This window comes from Methylotetracoccus oryzae (genome assembly GCF_006175985.1).
Taxonomy (GTDB): Bacteria; Pseudomonadota; Gammaproteobacteria; order Methylococcales; family Methylococcaceae; genus Methylotetracoccus; species Methylotetracoccus oryzae.
This window is the reverse complement of the sequence record NZ_SRSH01000023.1, coordinates 17,387-34,200: the sequence shown is the minus strand read 5'-3', so window position 1 is coordinate 34,200 and position 16,814 is coordinate 17,387. Positions and strand designations below refer to the sequence as shown.

Below are 16,814 nucleotides of genomic sequence, written 5' to 3'. Positions count from 1 at the left end.
TCCCGGGAAATGCCATAGAGGTGACTGCCGGTGCTGTCCGGCTAAAAAGTATCCCAGCTGCTGCGCTTGCGCCAGCTTAGGTGGGGCAAAATCAGGCCGAGCACGATGCCGCCCAGCATCACGCCGGCCCCGACCAGAAACCAGCTTTGCCGCGAGTCGGCTTCCAGGGAAACCTTGGCGCGTTTCACCGTTTCGAGTTCCCTCTCCAGCCTGACCACGCTTTCGTGCAGATGATCGCGTTCCGCCTGGATCTGGAGCGCGTTGGCGGCGCTTTGTCGAATCGTCATCAACTCGTTCCGGAGTTCCTGGAGCCTGGCTTCGAGCTCCGGGATCGATTCTCCCGAACTGCCGCGGTTCACGGACAGCGCGGAGATCTGCGTCTTCAGCGAACGATTCTCTTCGGTCAGCTCGTTGATCCGCTGTTGGCGCGGGTCAACCTTCGGTCGGGCGGTTGTCTTTCCGGCCGGTTTGTGCGAATCAGCCGCAGCAAGCTGAATGAACGGAGCAGGCTCCCATGGGGTAGGGGCGGTTCCGGGGCCCGACTGGGCTGCTCTCCCGGCGTCGCACCACAGGGACATGAAGCCGAGGAGCACGCAACAGATTGACGAAAGATTGGGGCGCAATCGACCCGCGAGCGGCGGTCCCGCGTGGCTGAGGGTCGAAGCTGACATATTGCGGATCAACTGCTTTCGAAGTGGAGCCTTTGCTCGTTTCAGAGGCGAAGGAGCGGAATCGATCAGCCTGTCAACAGCAGCTCGAGCAGCGCCTTCTGGGCATGCAGGCGGTTCTCCGCCTCGTCCCAGACGATGCTCTGCCGGCCTTCGAGCACCTCGGCAGTGACTTCCTCGCCCCGGTGTGCCGGGAGACAATGCATGAAGACGGCGTCTGGTCTGGCCAGCGCCATCAGCGCCCCGTCCACGCAATAGGCCTGAAAGGCTGCGGCCCGCGCACCTTGCTCCTCTTCCTGGCCCATGCTGGCCCAAACGTCGGTGACGACGAGATCCGCGTTGCGGACGGCTTCCCGCGCGTCGCGCAGTAGCGTGACGCGATCGCCGGCGGCGGTGAGCAGTTCGTGCTCCGGCTCGTAGCCATGTGGGCAGGCGATGCGCAACTCGAAGTCAAGCAACTCCGCTGCGTGGATGTAGGTCTGGCAGACGTTGTTGCCGTCGCCGATCCAGGCCACCGTGCGCCCGGCGATGTCGCCGCGGTGTTCGACGAACGTCTGCATGTCGGCCAGCAACTGGCACGGATGAAAGCGGTCGGTCAGCCCGTTGATTACCGGCACCCGTGAGTGTTGGGCGAAGGTCTCGACAGTCGCATGCACATGGGTTCGGAGCATCACGACATCGACCATGCGCGACAGCACCCGCGCCGAATCCTCGATCGGTTCGCCACGCCCGAGTTGCGTGTCACGGGGCGACAGAAAAATTGCGGCGCCTCCGAACTGGACCATACCGGCCTCGAACGATACGCGCGTGCGGGTCGACGACTTCTCGAAGATCATCCCGAGCACCTTGTTCTTGAAGGGCTCGTAGGTTTCCCTCGCCGCCTTGAGTTGCATAGCGCGGTCGATCAGTCGACGGAATTCGGCGCCGCTGATGTCCAGCAGCGTGATGAAATGACGTGGCTCCGCCATCGGCGTCCTATGCGGTAAGTTTGAGATAGCCGACGATCAGTTTGCTGAGCTCGTCCGCGAGCAGACGGGCCTGTTCCTCGGTAAAAACCAGGGGCGGCAGCAGTCGGACCACCCTGTCGGCCGTGACGTTGATCAACAAGCCCCGTTCCAGGGCCAGGCTCACGAGTTCACCGCAGGGCTGGTCGAGCTCGATACCGATCATCATGCCTTTGCCGCGCACGTCCACTACGTGGGCATGCTGGCCGAGAGCCGTGCGCAGTGTCTCGCGGATCTGGTCACCCAGGCGCGCCGCCCGCTCGATCAGCTGGTCACGGCTCAGCGCCTTCAGCACGGCAAGCGCGGCGCTGCAGGCCAGGGCATTTCCGCCGAAGGTCGAGCCGTGCTTGCCGGCCGTCAACATCTCGCTGGCGACGCCGGAAGCGAGGCACGCGCCGATCGGTACGCCATTGCCCAGGGCCTTGGCCACCGAGATGACGTCCGGGCGCACGAAGGTATGTTGATAGGCCAGGAACTTGCCTGTCCGGCCGATTCCGGTCTGAATCTCGTCCAGCATCAGCAACCATTCGCGCTGGTCGCAGATGCGCCGTAGCTGGAGCAGGAAATCATCCGCCGGGACACGAATGCCGCCTTCTCCCTGGATGGGCTCGACCAGAATGGCGACGACATTGGGGTCGGCAACCGCTTCCACTGCCGCTATGTCGTCATAGGGCACGCGCACGAAGCCGCTCATCAACGGCGCAAAGCCTTCCTGGACCTTGCGATTGCCGGTGGCGCTGAGGGTTGCCAGCGTGCGTCCGTGAAAGGCGCCCTCCATGACGATGACGGCCGGCTCGTCGATGCCGCGAAAGTGACCGTAGCGGCGCGCAATCTTCAGCGCGGCCTCGTTGGCTTCCGCCCCCGAGTTACAGAAGAAGACGTTTTCCATCCCGCTGACGCGGCAGAGTTCCTGCGCCAGTTCTTCCTGTTTCTCGATACGGTAGAGATTCGACGTGTGGACGAGCTTGCCGGCCTGTTCGCAAACGGCCGCGAAGACGGCGGGATGCGCATGACCGAGATTGCACACGGCAATTCCGGAAATGGCGTCGAGATAGCGCCGGTCCTGCTTGTCCCACAGCCACGCGCCTTCCCCGCGTTCGAACATCACCGGCAGCCGGGCGTAGGTCGGCATCACCTGACTGGGCATTAATGCGTAACCTCATGAAAAGCAAAAGGCAGTCTTTAGACTGCCTGTAGGTCAGCCCAATACTATATGCGACCCGGGGACGGTCCGACAAGCGTAGCGTAACGGCAGCGAAGGACAGGCCGATGCGCTCGGTGGCACGGACGCGCATCGCGCCCGCGGGGAAAACAAACCGGCTGAGCTTGACGGCACGGCTGCCATTTTTCTATAAACACGCTAGGTTTTTGCTTCAGGAAGGTACCCATGAACATTACTGAGCGTCTCAAAAAGCAGGTCGAAGAAACTCCCGTCATCCTTTACATGAAGGGGACGCCGGACTTCCCCCAATGCGGATTTTCCGCCCGGGCCGTGCAAATTTTGGAGCAGTGCGGGGCGCGGTACGAATTCGTCAATGTCTTCGAAGAACCCGAAGTGCGTGAAAACCTGAAGCTGGTATCGGGTTGGCCAACCTTTCCGCAACTCTTCATCCGGGGCGAACTGGTCGGTGGCAGCGACATCATGATGGAGCTATTCCAGAGCGGCGAACTGCAGAAGATGCTGCCCGAGGCAGACTAGCCCACGGGTACCCTCGCCGAGGAGTGCTCGAGCGCAGTCAGATCCGACCAACGGTTGACCATCCAGAAGAACAACCGGGCGGTGCGTTCCGCGTCGTAGGCCGCACTGTGGGCGGACGCGGAGTCCCAATCGAAGCCAGCCGCCCGCAGCGCCTTCGGCAAAGCGGTCTGGCCCAGCATCAAGCCGCTCAACGTCGCTGTGTCGAAGCTGGTGAACGTATGAAAGGGATTTTTCCCGATACCCGTCCGTGTCACTGCGGCATTGAGAAAGGCGAGATCAAAGGCCGCGTTGTGCGCGACCAGCACGGCCTTGAGACAATCCGAACGGGCCAGCGCGGCGCGGATCGGGACGAAGATGGCTTCCAGCGCCGAGGCTTCGGGTACCGCTAGACGGAAGGGGTGGAACGGGTCGATCCTGTTGAAGGCCAGCGCCGAGGCCTCGAGTTCGGCTCCTTCGAAGGGCTCGACGTGTACCGAGTGAATCTCGCCGATCTGCCAGCGTCCGGCCTCGTCGGCTGACGGGATTACCGCGGCGATTTCGAGAATCGCGTGGCGGTGAGCGGTCAGTCCCGATGTCTCGATATCGACGACGATCGGCAGGAAGCGGCGAAATCGCCGTGAAAATGGTATCTTTTCGCTGGGCGCGGGCATGGGCTCCTGAATCCTCTCGACGGCAATGCTGTGCACCATTATATTTTCAGCGGTCCACGCTGCAGACTGGTGGGCAAAGCAGGCTGCGGTCAACGACGAGCAGCCTCTTCGGGCAGCTTCGAACAACAGAGCGGTGTTTCGGCCGGTGTGGCTGTGAGCCTGGGTCCGCTCGGCCGGGGGGACTATGGCAATCACAGCGCTGGTGGCTGTCTGGATACCCCCCCGTTGACGTGAATAATAAGGAACAACTGCAATGAGCAACTTCCCTATTGGGAGCCTACTGCGCGGCGTGGCAGTCACTAGCCTTGTCGCCCTGGTCGTTTCGGGCTGCGCGTCGACTGCACGGCACGATCCCCGGGATCCTCTCGAAGGCTGGAATCGCGGGGTCCAGTCGTTCAACGACCGTTTGGACGATTATTTCATGAAGCCGGTTTCGCGCGGCTACCAGTGGATCACGCCGACCTTCGTCGACAAGGGCGTGACCAACTTCTTCAACAACATCGACGATATCGCGGTCGTTGCGAACGACTTGCTGCAGGCCAAGTTCCTGCAGTCGGGGAGAGACACCGGTCGTTTCCTGATCAACACCACCGCCGGTTTGGGTGGCCTCTTCGACGTCGCGTCGAAGGTAAATCTGACGAAAAGCAACGAGGACCTGGACCAGACGCTCGGCTATTGGGGGCTTCCGACCGGTCCCTATCTGGTGCTGCCGCTGCTGGGTCCGAGTTCGCCGCGCGGCGTCGTCGGCGTCGGCGGCAACACGGTGGCCAATCCGATCAACTGGATCTCGCCCTGGTACGTGCCCTTCAGCGTTGGCGTGCTGAACACCCTGGATACCCGCGCGGACCTGCTGAGCGCCACGAAGATCGCCGACGAAGCCTCGGTTGATCGGTACGAGTTCATTCGGAACGCCTATTTCCAGCAGCGCGAATATCTGGTGCATGACGGAAATCCGCCGCTTGACGAGGATCTGGAAAAGCAGATCGATCTCGAACTGGAAGGCCTGGACGAGCAGTTGAATCGAGAGGCAAACCAGCCGGGGCCGGACGCGATCGACGCGAAATAATCGCGGGGTAGTTCGCCGTTACCGCGAGGGTCGGTCGTCACCGCTCGAGCCGTACAGTCGCCACGCGACTGTTTCGCCCGCGGTGAGGGGGATCAACCGATCGGCGCCGAACGGGAAGGAATCGGGCGTCGGCACCTGTTCTCGTCGCAAGGTGATGGTCCGGTCATTGACCGGCAACCCATAGAAGCGCGCCCCGCTGATGCTGGCGAACTGCTCCAGGCGGTGGAGCGCTCCGGCTCGGTCGAATGCCGTCGCATACAGTTCGATCGCGGCGTACGCCGTGTAACAGCCGGCACAACCGCATGATGCTTCCTTTCGCCCGTGTGGGTGCGGTGCGCTGTCGGTACCCAGGAAGAACTTCGCGTCGCCGCTGCAGGCAGCCTCCACGAGCGCCTCGCGGTGCCGTTCGCGCTTCAGGACCGGCAGACAATAGAAATGCGGCCGGATGCCGCCGACAAGCAGGGCATTACGGTTGTACAACAAGTGATGAGCCGTGATGGTGGCCGCGACTCTTGGGCCGCATGCACGGACGAAGGCGACGGCCTCGCGCGTCGTGATGTGTTCGAAGGTAATCCTGAGCTCCGGAAAACGCTCCGTGATGGGCGCGAGGTGGTCATCGATGAAGGCCTTTTCCCGATCGAAGATGTCGACCTCGGCCTGCGTCACCTCGCCGTGCACCATCAGCGCGACGCCGCACTGTTCCATCGCCTCCAGAATCGGGTAGATTCCTTCCAGTTTCGCAACGCCCGCTTCGGAGTGCGTGGTCGCGCCAGCCGGGTAGAGCTTGAAACCCAGTATCTGAGGGTCCTGTGCCGCGGCAAGTACGTCCGCAGCCGTGGTCCGCGGCGTCAGGTACAGGCTCATATAGGGGTTGAAGTCGGGGAAATCGGGTACCGCTGCCATGATCCGCGCCCGGTAGGACCGCGCCTCGGCTACGGCCGTCACCGGTGGCACGAGATTGGGCATCACCAGGGCGCGGCCAAAGCGCTGCGCGGTGTGCCGCACGACGGTCGCCAACGGCTCGCCATCCCGGAAGTGCACGTGCCAGTCGTCTGGCTGGATGAGGGTCAGGGAGTCCATCGCATCAGGTAGCAAAGTGGTGCAGACGTTGGGTCACGGCCATCATTTTTCCGGAGCGCAGGGCTTCTGGCAAATCGGCGACTTGAAAATGACCTGCCAGACTTCATCTTCTCTGCTGGTGTTTCCCAAATACGGAGTGAGTAACCGATGCCCATCTATGAGTACCAATGCCGCGCCTGCGGACACGAATTCGAGGCGATGCAGAAGGTTAGCGAGTCGCCCCTCGTCGATTGCCCGGCCTGTGGCCAGCCGCAGTTGACCAAGCTGGTTTCGGCGGCCGGGTTCCGGCTCAAGGGCGGCGGCTGGTATGAGACGGACTTCAAGAGCGGCAGCGAAAAGAAGCGCAACCTCGTCGGTGACGGCGGCGACAGCAAGAGTTCATCCGGCGCCAAGGAGTCCAAGCCGGCCGCCAGCGCGACCGAGAAGAAGTCGTCTGGAACCAGTGGCTGAGGTCAAGCTGTCGGCCGCGCAGCCGCAGCCGGTTTATTGCCTAGGCGCGCGCCAGATCGTACCATCACGCGTTTTGTTGTAGGCCAAGTCACCATGCGCAGCCACTACTGTGGACAACTCAATGACGCCCACCTCGGGCAGACTGTAACCCTCTGTGGCTGGGTCCACCGCCGCCGTGACCATGGCGGCGTGATCTTCATCGACCTTCGTGATCGCGAGGGCATCGTCCAGATCGTGTTCGATCCCGATCGCCCGGAAGCATTCGGCATCGCTGAAACCGCGCGCAGCGAATACGTGCTCGCCGTGGAGGGCGTCGTCCGCTCGCGCCCGGATGGCACGATCAATACCACGCTGCCGACCGGTACGGTCGAAGTGCTGGCGAAGCGTCTCGAGATCCTCAACAAGGCCGAGACTCCGCCATTTCCGGTCGAGAGCGAGACCGAAGTCAACGAGGAAACACGGCTGCGCTACCGTTACATCGATCTGCGGCGTCCGCTGATGCAGCAGCGCATGCGGATGCGGCGCGATATCGTCCGGATCTTGCGCAATTTCCTGGACCATCATGGCTTCTACGAGATCGAGACGCCCTTCCTGACGAAGGCCACGCCCGAGGGCGCCCGCGACTATCTGGTGCCGAGTCGCACCCACCCGAATTCCTTCTTTGCCTTGCCCCAGTCGCCGCAGCTCTACAAACAGTTGCTGATGGTGGCGGGTATGGACCGCTATTATCAGGTCGTCCGTTGTTTCCGCGACGAGGATCTGCGCGCCGACCGTCAGCCGGAATTCACCCAGCTCGACATCGAGACCTCGTTCATGGACGAGGAACAGATCACGCTGCTGCTGGAAGGCATGATTCGCGAACTGTTCCGCGACGTGCTCGGGTTCGAGATGCCCGACCCCTTCCCCCGGATGACCTACCGGGAAGCGATGGCGCGCTTCGGTTCCGACAAACCGGATCTGCGCATCCCGCTGGAACTGGTCGACATCGGTGACCTGATGCAGTCGGTCGAATTCAAGGTCTTCGCCGGTCCGGCGCAGGATCCCAAGGGCCGCGTCGCCGCCCTGAGGTTGCCCGGTGGGGTCGACCTGTCGCGCAAGGAGATCGACGATCTGACCCAGTTCGTCGGGATCTACGGGGCCAAGGGTCTCGCCTACATCAAGGTCAACGATCGCCACTCGGGGATGTCCGGCCTGCAGTCGCCGATTCTGAAGTTCCTGCCGGAGTCCGTGGTCTGCGATATTCTCGATCGCACCGAGGCGGCGACGGGGGACGTGATCTTTTTCGGGGCCGATAAGGCCAGTGTCGTCAACGAAGCACTCGGTGCTCTGCGCGTCAAGCTGGGTCAGGACCGCGGGTTGGTCGAGCCCGGCTGGCGTCCGCTGTGGGTGACCGATTTTCCGATGTTCGAATGGGACGAGAAGGCGGGGCGCTGGAGCGCCTTGCATCATCCGTTCACGGCGCCCAAGTGCTCGCTCGAGGAACTCGAGGCCGATCCGGGGCGCGCCCTGTCCCGAGCCTATGACATGGTCTTGAACGGTATGGAGATCGGCGGCGGATCGGTCCGTATCCACCGGATGGAAATGCAGAATACGGTGTTCCGGTTGCTCGGCATCGGGGCCGAAGAGGCCAACGAAAAGTTCGGTTTCCTGTTGCAGGCGCTCCGCTATGGGGCGCCGCCGCACGGCGGGCTGGCCTTCGGTCTGGACCGGCTCGTGATGCTGATGACGGGCGCGTCCTCGATCCGCGAAGTCATGGCCTTCCCGAAGACCCAGTCGGCCTGGTGCCCCATGATCGATGCGCCGGCCGTCGTCACCGACGCACAGTTGCGCGAACTGGGGATCCGCCTGCGCAAGCCGCCCGAAGCGCCTGCCACCCCGACTTGACGGCGGGCGCAGTGGGTGCGGCGTTCCGGGTCGGTCCCGGCTCGCCGCGCTCGGCGGACGCCGCGGATAGCCGAGGTTCGGCGGTGGCGGTCTCGGGTCCGCTGTGTCCGGCGGCGTGACGGCGTTCAGGAATTCCCATGCTTCCCGCCCGCTTCCATCCCGCCGTCGACGCCTGGTTCGGCAAGGCCTTCGCGTCACCGACTGCCTGTCAGCGCCGCGCCTGGGATGCGATCGGGCGCCATCGGCATGTGCTGATCGCGGCACCCACGGGCTCCGGCAAAACCCTCGCAGCCTTTCTCGCCATCATCGATGAACTGGTGCGCGAGGGTGACGCCTTCGGGTTGCCCGACCAGACGCGCGTGGTCTACGTCTCGCCACTGAAGGCGCTCAGCAACGATATCCAGAAGAATCTCGCGCAGCCGCTGGACGGTATCAACCGCGAACTGTTCGAGCGGGGCGGCGCTAATTTTGCGCTGCGTTCCCAGGTGCGGACCGGCGACACGCCCGCGGCGATTCGGGCTGCGATGCTCCGCCATCCGCCGCACATCCTCGTCACGACACCCGAATCGCTCTACCTGCTGTTGACCGGTACCGGCGGCCGGCGGCTGCTAGGCAACGTCCGCACCGTGATCGTGGACGAGATTCACGCGCTCGCGGGGTCGAAGCGCGGTGCTCATCTGGCACTGTCGCTGGAACGCCTGGCGCGGCTAGCGGGCCAGCCACTGACACGCATCGGTCTCTCGGCGACGCAGAATCCCATCGAGGATGTGGGCCGCTTCCTCACCGGCGGCGCGGGTGACTGCGTCATCATCGACGAAGGCCGGCGCCGGGACCTGGATCTGGCGATCGAGCTCCCGGAGGTTCCGCTCGAAGCGGTGCTGTCGCAGCAGGCGGCCGGGGAGATCCATGACCGGATGGCGGCGCTGATACGCGAGCACCAGACGACTTTGGTCTTCGTCAACACGCGACGTCTGGCCGAGCGCGTCGCGCGTGCCCTGTCCGAGCGCTTGGGTGAGGATCGCGTGAGCGCGCACCACGGCAGCCTGTCGCGCGAGCAGCGGCTCGGTGCCGAGGAGCGCCTGAAGCGCGGCCAACTGAGCGCGCTGGTCGCAACCGGTTCGCTGGAACTGGGCATCGACGTCGGTCAGATCGATCTGGTGTGTCAGCTCGGCTCCACCGGGTCGATCGCGACCCTGATACAGCGGGTCGGGCGTTCCGGTCACTGGTCCGGCGGGTTGCCAAAAGGGCGGCTGTTCCCGACCACCCGCGACGACCTGCTCGAATGCATTGCCTTGATGCAGGCGGCCCGCCGCGGCGAGCTGGATCGGATGACGATCCAGGCCCAGCCACTCGACGTGCTCGCACAGCAGATCGTCGCGATGACCGCGGCCGAGGAATGGTCCCTGGATGAGCTTTACCACTGCATCCTCGGGGCCTATCCGTATCGCAGTCTCGCGCGTGCCGAGTTCGATGCGGTCGTGCAGATGCTGGTGGAGGGCTATAGCACCCGGCGCGGTGCCCGCGGTGCCCATCTTCATCGCGACGGCGTGCGTCACCGGCTCCTGCCGCGGCGCTCGGCGCGGCTGACGGCGGTGACCTGCGGCGGGGCGATCCCTGACGCCGCGGAGTATCGCGTGATCCTGGAGCCCGGCGGTTCCTTGCTCGGGGCCGTGGACGAGCACTTTGCGATCGAGACTGTCCGCGGGGATGTCTTCCAACTGGGCAATACGAGTTGGCGCGTGCTCGGAGTCGAAGGGGATGTACTGCGGGTTACCGACGCCGAGGGTCAGCCTCCGACCATTCCATTCTGGTTCGGCGAAGCTCCAGGACGCACCGATGCGCTTTCGGCCGCGGTATCCCGCTTGCGCGAAGCGGTCGAGGAGCGTCTGACGACGGCGGGACTGCCAGGGGCGGTTGAATGGCTGGCTCAGGAGAGCGGCGTCTCCGGCGGCGCCGCGGAACAGTTGGGCCATTACCTGGCGGCGGCGCGCGTTGTGCTGGGCAGCGTGCTGCCGACCGCGCGCCGTATCGTCGTGGAACGCTTTTTCGATACCTCCGGGGGCATGCAGCTGATCGTGCACGCGCCCTTCGGCAGCCGTGTGAACCGCGCCTGGGGACTGGCGTTGCGGAAGCGCTTCTGCCGCACCTTCAACTTCGAACTGCAGGCCGCCGCCAACGAAAATGCGCTGATCCTGTCGCTGGGGACTTCGCAGAGCTTTCCGCTGGAGGATGTGCGGCATTTCCTGAAGCCGGGCATGGTGCGGGACATCCTCGTGCAGGCTTTGCTCGATGCGCCGATGTTTACGGTTCGTTGGCGCTGGAACGCCGTCATCTCACTCGCTATCCGACGTTTTCATGCCGGACGCAAGACGCCGCCGCATCTGTTGCGGATGCAGGCCGAAGACCTGGTGACCGGCGTCTTTCCCGACCAGTTGGCCTGTCTGGAAAACATTGTTGGTGACCGCCAGGTGCCGGATCACCCGTTGGTCCAACAGACGATACACGATTGCCTGACCGAGGCGATGGACATCGAGCGGCTGGTCCAGGTGCTGTCCGACATCGAGACGGGAGCGATTGCGTTCGAATGCCGCGATGTCAGTGAGCCCTCGGCGCTGGCTGCCGAGATCGTCAATGCGCGGGTGTACAGCTTCCTGGACGGCGCGCCGCTCGAGGAACGCCGCACCCGCGCCGTGGCCATGCGGCGCTGGCTGGAGCCGGTGACGGCTGAGGATCATGGAATTCTGGGTACGGCAGTGGTGGAGCAGGTGCGGCGGGAAGTCTGGCCGGCTGCGCGCAGCCCGGAGGAACTGCATGACGTGCTCCATTCCTCGGGGTTTCTGCTCGATTCGCAGGATATTGCGTCGACGTGGCGGGCCTTGCTTGATGAGCTGGCGCATCAGGGCCGCGTGCGTCGGCTAATCCTTCCGTCCGGAGACAGCCTCTGGTTCGCGGCGGAGCGGGCCCCGCAGTTCGCGGCGATCTACGCAGCGAAGGAGGCCGCAGAGGGCGGCGCCGGTGATCCGGAGGAGGCGCTGACCTTAGTCTTGCAAGCCCGGCTCGGCATCCTCGGTCCCGTCACCGAGTATGAGCTGGCGGAGGCGCTGGCGCTGCCGTCTGCGCGCGTTGCCGCTGCGCTGGCTCGGCTACAGCACCAGGGCGCCGTGTTTTGCGGCCGTTTCACATCCGGTGCGGTCGGCTTCGAATGGTGCGATCGGATCAATCTCGGGCGGATGCACCGGCGCAGCCTGACGGCCGCGCGGCGCTCCGTCGAACCGGTATCGCCCGCCGACTACTGGCGTTTCCTGACGCGCTGGCAGCACGTGCATCCGGATGCGAAGCTGCGCGGCCCTGAAGCTCTGGCTGGACTCGTCGGAAAGCTCGAAGGCTGGGAGGCGCCGGCAGCGGCCTGGGAGGCCGATCTGCTGCCCGTCAGGATGGAGTCCTATGAGCCGCATTGGCTGGATCAGCTCTGTCAGTCGGGGCGGTGCCGATGGTTGCGCTTGCGGCCCGGGCAGGGCAACGCCGGCTTGCCGATCCGGTCCACGCCCATCGCACTGACGAGCCGCCGACACGCCCCTTATTGGCGCCGGGGAGCGGCCGGGGCAAGGGTGGCCTTGTCCGGCGAAGCCACAGTGCTGACCGATGTGCTCGAGGTGCACGGTGCCCTGTTCTACGACGAACTGGTCGAACGGTCCGGTCTGGCCGGCGCTTCCACTGAAACCGCGCTGGGCGAACTGGTGGCTGCCGGGCTGGTCAGTTCCGACGGCTTTTCCGGCCTGCGCGGCCTGCTGGTTCCCGCCGCCCAGAAGCAACGCTTCCAGGGCCTCAGTTGGGGGCTGGAAAACGCTGGACGCTGGTCCCTCCTCGGTGAACTGCCAGCGGGGCAGGCGGGTGATGTCGGCCACGATGAAGGGTTGACCTACCTCGCGCACAAATTGCTGCAGCGTTACGGTGTCGTCTTCCGGGATCTGTGCGCGCGAGAAACCGCGTTGCCGGCATGGTCCGATCTGTTGCCGGTTCTCCGCCGGCTGGAAGCTCGGGGTGAGGTGCGTGGAGGGCGGTTCGTAAGTTCCCGCCACGGTGAGCAGTTTGCGTTGCCGGAGGCGGTTGAAGGTCTGCAGGTCGTGCGTCGCCAACGCGATGACTGCGAAATCGTCATCAGCGCAGCGGACCCGCTGAATCTGGTCGGTATCCTGTTTCCCGGTTCGCGGATACCCAGCGGTCTTGGCCGGTGGATCGTCTTCCGGCGCGGTGTGCCGGTCGCCATGGGCGATCGGGAAGGGGAGATGCGATTGCTCGGCGATGGTGCTGGGTCCGATGAGATGGGCGTCCGGCCGTCCGAACGTGTGCCGGGTTGGCGCGAGGATGAGTCGAAGCGTTGAGCGGAAGCCGGATCGGCCGGATTCAGTCGGCGTTGTCCGGCTCGAAGAATATCCACCGCAGTTGGGGAAATGCGCCGCGCAGGTCACGCTCGCAGCGGTTGATGGCAGCGATCAACTCCGAAGCCGAGTCGTGCGACACCATGCGGGCCTTGACTGCCAGCATGACCTCGTCGCCAAGCTGGAGGGTGATCAGATTGAAGACCGCGTCGATCTCCGGATGGGATCGCACGAAATCCTCCATGGCTTGCCGGGACTTGGGGTCGACACTCTGCCCGATCAATAGGCCTACGACCTCGAGGCCGACACCGATGGCGACGGCCACGAGCAGCACGCCGATGGCGATACTGCCGAGTGCATCATAGATCGGGTCGCCGGTCGCGATTGTTGCCATGACGGCCACTGCGGCGAACGCCAGGCCGAACAGGGCGGCGAGATCTTCTCCGAGGACGACGATCAGCTCGCTCTGCCGCGAATCGCGGAACCAGCGCCACAGGGTGCGGCCCTGACGGGCTTTGCGGACCTCCGCCAGACAGGCCCTCAGTGAATAAATCTCCATGACGATACTGAAGCCCAGCACTGCCAGCGCGACCCAGGGCGACTGCAAGCCCTGAGTCGCGTGGAGTTTGTGCCAGCCTTCGTAGATCGAAAACAGGCCGCCCATGCTGAACAGGATCAGCGCGACGACGAACGACCAGAAGAAAACCGCTTTGCCATGGCCGAGCGGATAGTCGGGGGAGGGCGGGCGCTTGGCACGATGACTGCCGACCAGCAGTAGAACCTGGTTGCCGCAGTCCGCGAAGCTGTGTACCGCTTCGGCCAGCATCGCGTTGGAGCCCGTGAACAGCGCCGCGGCCAGTTTGGCGGCACCGATGGCTGCATTGGCGCCGAGGGCATAGAGTATGGTGCGTGTTGTGTTCGCTTGCACGGAGTGTCGTGAACGGGCGACCGCCATGGCCGTCGCAGTCGAGAAAAACGGGCCGGAGTCCCACTCCTTCCCCTCCAAAGCCCAAGATTATGCGACTTCCCGCGTCAGGTTGACAGGCATGAGGAGGGGGGCGGCCGTGAGATCAGCCGCCGGAGACCAGCGCCATCGGGGGTTTCGCGTCGCGCGACGGGGTCGGACAGAAGTTCCAGTAGAACCGACCGCCGATCTGTCGGCACGAGGTCCTGAGCCACTTGGTGAAATCGTCCGCCGAGAGCGCCTTGCTGGCAAGGAAGCCCTGCATCAGGTTGCAGCCCTGCCGTTGCAGGAACTCCCATTGCTCCGGGGTCTCGACCCCCTCGGCAACGACCACCAGGCCGAGGCTGCGGGACAGATTGATGATAGCCGAGCTGATGGCGACGTCGTCCTGGTCGGACGGAATGTCCTGTATGAAAGACCGATCGATCTTGAGTGCGTCCGCGGAGAGTTGTTTGAGGTAGCTCAGGGAGCAATAGCCGGTACCGAAATCGTCGATGGTCAGGTGAATGCCCATCGCCAGCAGTTCGCGCGCGGTGGCGTTGATCGCTTCCGGGTCCAGCAGCACGCTTTCCGTGACCTCGATCTCGATATTCCGCGCTGCGACGCCGGTTTCCCGGAGCACCGCGTCGATCACGGCGAGCAAATTCGTCTGCGATAGCTGGCGTGCCGAGAGGTTGAGCGCCATACGAAAGTCCGGGAAACCCAAGTCGCGCCAGGCACGAACCTGGCGGCAGGCTGTCAGAAAGGCCCAGGGCGTCAGTTCCTCGATCATTCCCGATTGTTCCAGCGCGGGGACAAACTTTGCGGGCGGCACCAGGCCGACTTCCGTCCGCCAGCGCACCAGAGCCTCGACGCCCAGCACTTCGCCGGTCTCCAGGGAGAGTTGCGGCTGGTAATGCAGCTCGAATTCACGGTTTTTGACGGCGGCGCGCAGCTGGTTCTCCAGCGCCAGGCGATCTTGGGCTTCGCGATTCATCTCCGGAGTGAAGAAGCGGTAGAGGCCCCGTCCCTCCGACTTGGACCGGTACATCGCGATATCGGCGTTCTTGAGCAGATCTGTCATTTCCGTGCCGTCGTCCGGGTACATCGTGATGCCGACGCTGCAGGACGTGCCGAGGTCGCGGTCTCCCACGACGAAGGCATGCGAGAACGTGTCGGCAATCCGCTCGGCGATCAGCGCGACATCGCGGTGATCGCCGATGTTCTCGAGAATGACGGTGAACTCGTCCCCGCCGAGCCGCGCGACCGTGTCGCTTTCCCTGATGGTTTGCCGCAAGCGGTTCGCCGCGATTTTCAGCACTTCGTCCCCGACCGCATGGCCGAGCGCGTCATTGATCCCCTTGAACGAATCGAGATCGAGGAACAGCAAGGCGAAACGGGTATCGCGGACCTCGGCGTTGGCGATCGCATCCTGCAGGCGCCGTTGGAAACGGTTGCGGTTCGGCAGTCCGGTGAGTGCATCGTAATTGGCCATGTAATTCAACGTTTCTTCGGCGGCCTTGCGCTCGGTCACGTCCTGCAGCGTGCCGGTCCAGCACGGACGCTTGTTGGTGGCATCGTGCAGCGCCTTACCCTGCAGCCGCAGCGTGCGCAGCGTGCCGTCCAGGCGCCTGAACACGAAGTCCACAGCCATGGGGTGTAACCCTGCCCGCCGGAAGACTTCCGTCAACTGACGGCGGTCGGAAGGGACGACCCGGCGGAGCAGATCGCGCAGATCCGGTTTGCCTCTTGCCGAACGATAGCCGAGGATGCGCAGGGCCTGTCGCGACCAGCTCAGCTCCCGGGTCTCGGCATCCCACTCCCAGCTGCCCAGGTTTGCGATCTCCTGGGCACTCGTGAGCAGTCCACCGGTCTTTCTGAGGTCTGCTGCCATGATGTTCAGGGACTGTGCCAGCTGACCCAGTTCGTCGTCCGAACGGACGGCAAGCTGTGTTTCCAGATTGCCCATCGCATACTCACGGGCGGCCTGGATCATTTCGTGCAGCGGCTTGACGAGCGAACGGGACAGGAAGAACACCAGAATCACGGCGAGGCAAAGGACGAGAGCCAAAGCGATCGCGCCGATGCCGATCAGAAACGCGGCGTAGGAATTCCACAATTGAGACAGTCGGAGGTCGAGGGCCTCCAATGAGGATGAGGTGTTCAAGCCTTCCAGCGTGAGCTTGGCGTACCCCAGCGTGTTGCCCGGTTCGCCGACCGCAAAGGCGAGTTCACGGCCGTCGTGGCCCACGGTCGAAACCGTGCGCTTCTGACGCAGGTTGTCCGGCAGGGCTTCTTTCTGGAGCCGCTTCGGGTTCTGGGAAGTGCCATCGGTCAGGATCCGGCCCTGTGGGTCCATGATCAGGAAAGAGGAGATCGGCAGCCAGGTGGCAACCTCCTCGATCTGTGCGTTCAGTTTGCGCATATCCTGTTGCGCCAGGGGCTCGCGCAAACGATGACTCAGATAGGATCCGGTCCGGCGTAGCTCGCGCTCCTCGTTCAGTGCCTGCGCCTTCGCCACGGCATCCTGCACCTGGTAGCGTATGGCTTCGAACTGGCTGAACGTGATCAGGCCGGCCGATACCAGAATGACCGTGACGGTGACGTTGACCAGCAGTGCGAAGACCAGTGAATACTTGGTGCTGATGCTGCGGCTGGCGGCTTTTCGGATGCGGTTGATGATGGCGGGCATGGCGTTCACACGGCTTGGAAGTAACAACCTGAACCGGTATTGGTCACGAGGGCCGGGCGCTGTTTCGGGGCGTTGCGACGAGGAAGGAAGATTCGACTTGCCTCGTGTGAGTAACCTCGACTCGCTGGCTCGATCAGAAGCTTAGTAATTTCGCGCCGGCTTGCGGCAGGCCAGGGCACCGGCCGCGGGAAGCGTTGGCAGTTCTGCAAACGGCGCAACGTTTGCCGGCGGCTCCCGCCGCGAGGTAAGTTATGCGCCGCTCGATTTGTCCGGTGGGCGCGGTACGAGAAACCGAAGCG

At 63.9% G+C, this 16,814-nt stretch carries 12 protein-coding genes; 5 read left to right on the top strand and 7 right to left on the bottom strand.

Features of this window, described 5'->3' with window-relative positions:
* Nucleotides 1–41: 41 nt before the first annotated feature.
* From BWR02_RS18505 to BWR02_RS18495, 3 genes are all read right to left on the bottom strand, one after another.
* Nucleotides 42–578 carry a TIGR04211 family SH3 domain-containing protein gene (locus BWR02_RS18505; protein ID WP_236102420.1) on the bottom strand — a complete coding sequence of 179 codons (537 nt, stop codon included), beginning with the start codon at nucleotides 576–578 and terminating at the stop codon, nucleotides 42–44.
* 158 nt (nucleotides 579–736) lie between these two features.
* Nucleotides 737–1,636 carry an ornithine carbamoyltransferase gene (gene argF, locus BWR02_RS18500; RefSeq protein WP_139559395.1) on the bottom strand — a complete coding sequence of 300 codons (900 nt, stop codon included), beginning with the start codon at nucleotides 1,634–1,636 and terminating at the stop codon, nucleotides 737–739.
* 7 nt (nucleotides 1,637–1,643) lie between these two features.
* Nucleotides 1,644–2,819, bottom strand: coding sequence for an aspartate aminotransferase family protein (locus tag BWR02_RS18495; protein ID WP_139559394.1), 1,176 nt, complete (start codon nucleotides 2,817–2,819; stop codon nucleotides 1,644–1,646).
* Nucleotides 2,820–3,059: 240 nt separating this feature from the next.
* On the opposite strand from BWR02_RS18495, the gene grxD reads away from it, so the two are divergent.
* Nucleotides 3,060–3,371, top strand: a complete 312-nt coding sequence (gene grxD, locus BWR02_RS18490; protein WP_139559393.1) for a Grx4 family monothiol glutaredoxin — start codon at nucleotides 3,060–3,062, stop codon at nucleotides 3,369–3,371.
* On the opposite strand, the gene rnt is transcribed toward grxD, so the two are convergent.
* Entirely contained in the window at nucleotides 3,368–4,021 is a 654-nt protein-coding gene (rnt, locus tag BWR02_RS18485; protein WP_139559392.1) for a ribonuclease T, read from the bottom strand. The genes grxD and rnt overlap by 4 nt on opposite strands.
* Nucleotides 4,022–4,274: 253 nt before the next feature.
* On the opposite strand from rnt, the gene BWR02_RS18480 reads away from it, so the two are divergent.
* Nucleotides 4,275–5,087 (top strand): MlaA family lipoprotein, encoded by an 813-nt coding sequence (locus BWR02_RS18480; RefSeq protein WP_139559391.1) that lies wholly within the window; start codon nucleotides 4,275–4,277, stop codon nucleotides 5,085–5,087.
* An 18-nt stretch (nucleotides 5,088–5,105) separates the two neighbouring features.
* Here BWR02_RS18480 and pyrC read toward each other — a convergent pair whose 3' ends face one another.
* A complete protein-coding gene (gene pyrC / locus BWR02_RS18475; protein ID WP_139559390.1) occupies nucleotides 5,106–6,167 on the bottom strand; it encodes a dihydroorotase in 1,062 nt (353 codons plus the stop codon).
* Nucleotides 6,168–6,314: 147 nt separating this feature from the next.
* Here pyrC and BWR02_RS18470 point away from each other — a divergent pair, with 147 nt between their 5' ends.
* The 3 genes from BWR02_RS18470 to BWR02_RS18460 all read left to right on the top strand — a co-directional run bounded on the left by BWR02_RS18470 (nucleotide 6,315) and on the right by BWR02_RS18460 (nucleotide 12,883).
* The gene (locus tag BWR02_RS18470; RefSeq protein WP_139559389.1) at nucleotides 6,315–6,617 is read left to right on the top strand and encodes an FmdB family zinc ribbon protein; all 303 of its coding nucleotides are present in this window, start codon (nucleotides 6,315–6,317) and stop codon (nucleotides 6,615–6,617) included.
* Nucleotides 6,618–6,710: 93 nt separating this feature from the next.
* Complete coding sequence (gene aspS / locus BWR02_RS18465) at nucleotides 6,711–8,501, top strand: aspartate--tRNA ligase (protein WP_139559388.1); 1,791 nt, start codon at nucleotides 6,711–6,713, stop codon at nucleotides 8,499–8,501.
* Between the two features lie 137 nt (nucleotides 8,502–8,638).
* The gene (locus tag BWR02_RS18460; protein ID WP_139559387.1) at nucleotides 8,639–12,883 is read left to right on the top strand and encodes a DEAD/DEAH box helicase; all 4,245 of its coding nucleotides are present in this window, start codon (nucleotides 8,639–8,641) and stop codon (nucleotides 12,881–12,883) included.
* A 22-nt stretch (nucleotides 12,884–12,905) separates the two neighbouring features.
* Here the strand turns inward: BWR02_RS18460 and BWR02_RS18455 are convergent, their stop codons facing one another.
* Both BWR02_RS18455 and BWR02_RS18450 read right to left on the bottom strand, forming a co-directional pair.
* Entirely contained in the window at nucleotides 12,906–13,808 is a 903-nt protein-coding gene (locus BWR02_RS18455) for a cation diffusion facilitator family transporter (protein WP_201276322.1), read from the bottom strand.
* A gap of 142 nt (nucleotides 13,809–13,950) precedes the next feature.
* Nucleotides 13,951–16,515: an EAL domain-containing protein gene (locus BWR02_RS18450; RefSeq protein WP_139559385.1), complete on the bottom strand. Its 2,565-nt coding sequence runs from the start codon at nucleotides 16,513–16,515 to the stop codon at nucleotides 13,951–13,953.
* Nucleotides 16,516–16,814: the final 299 nt, after the last annotated feature.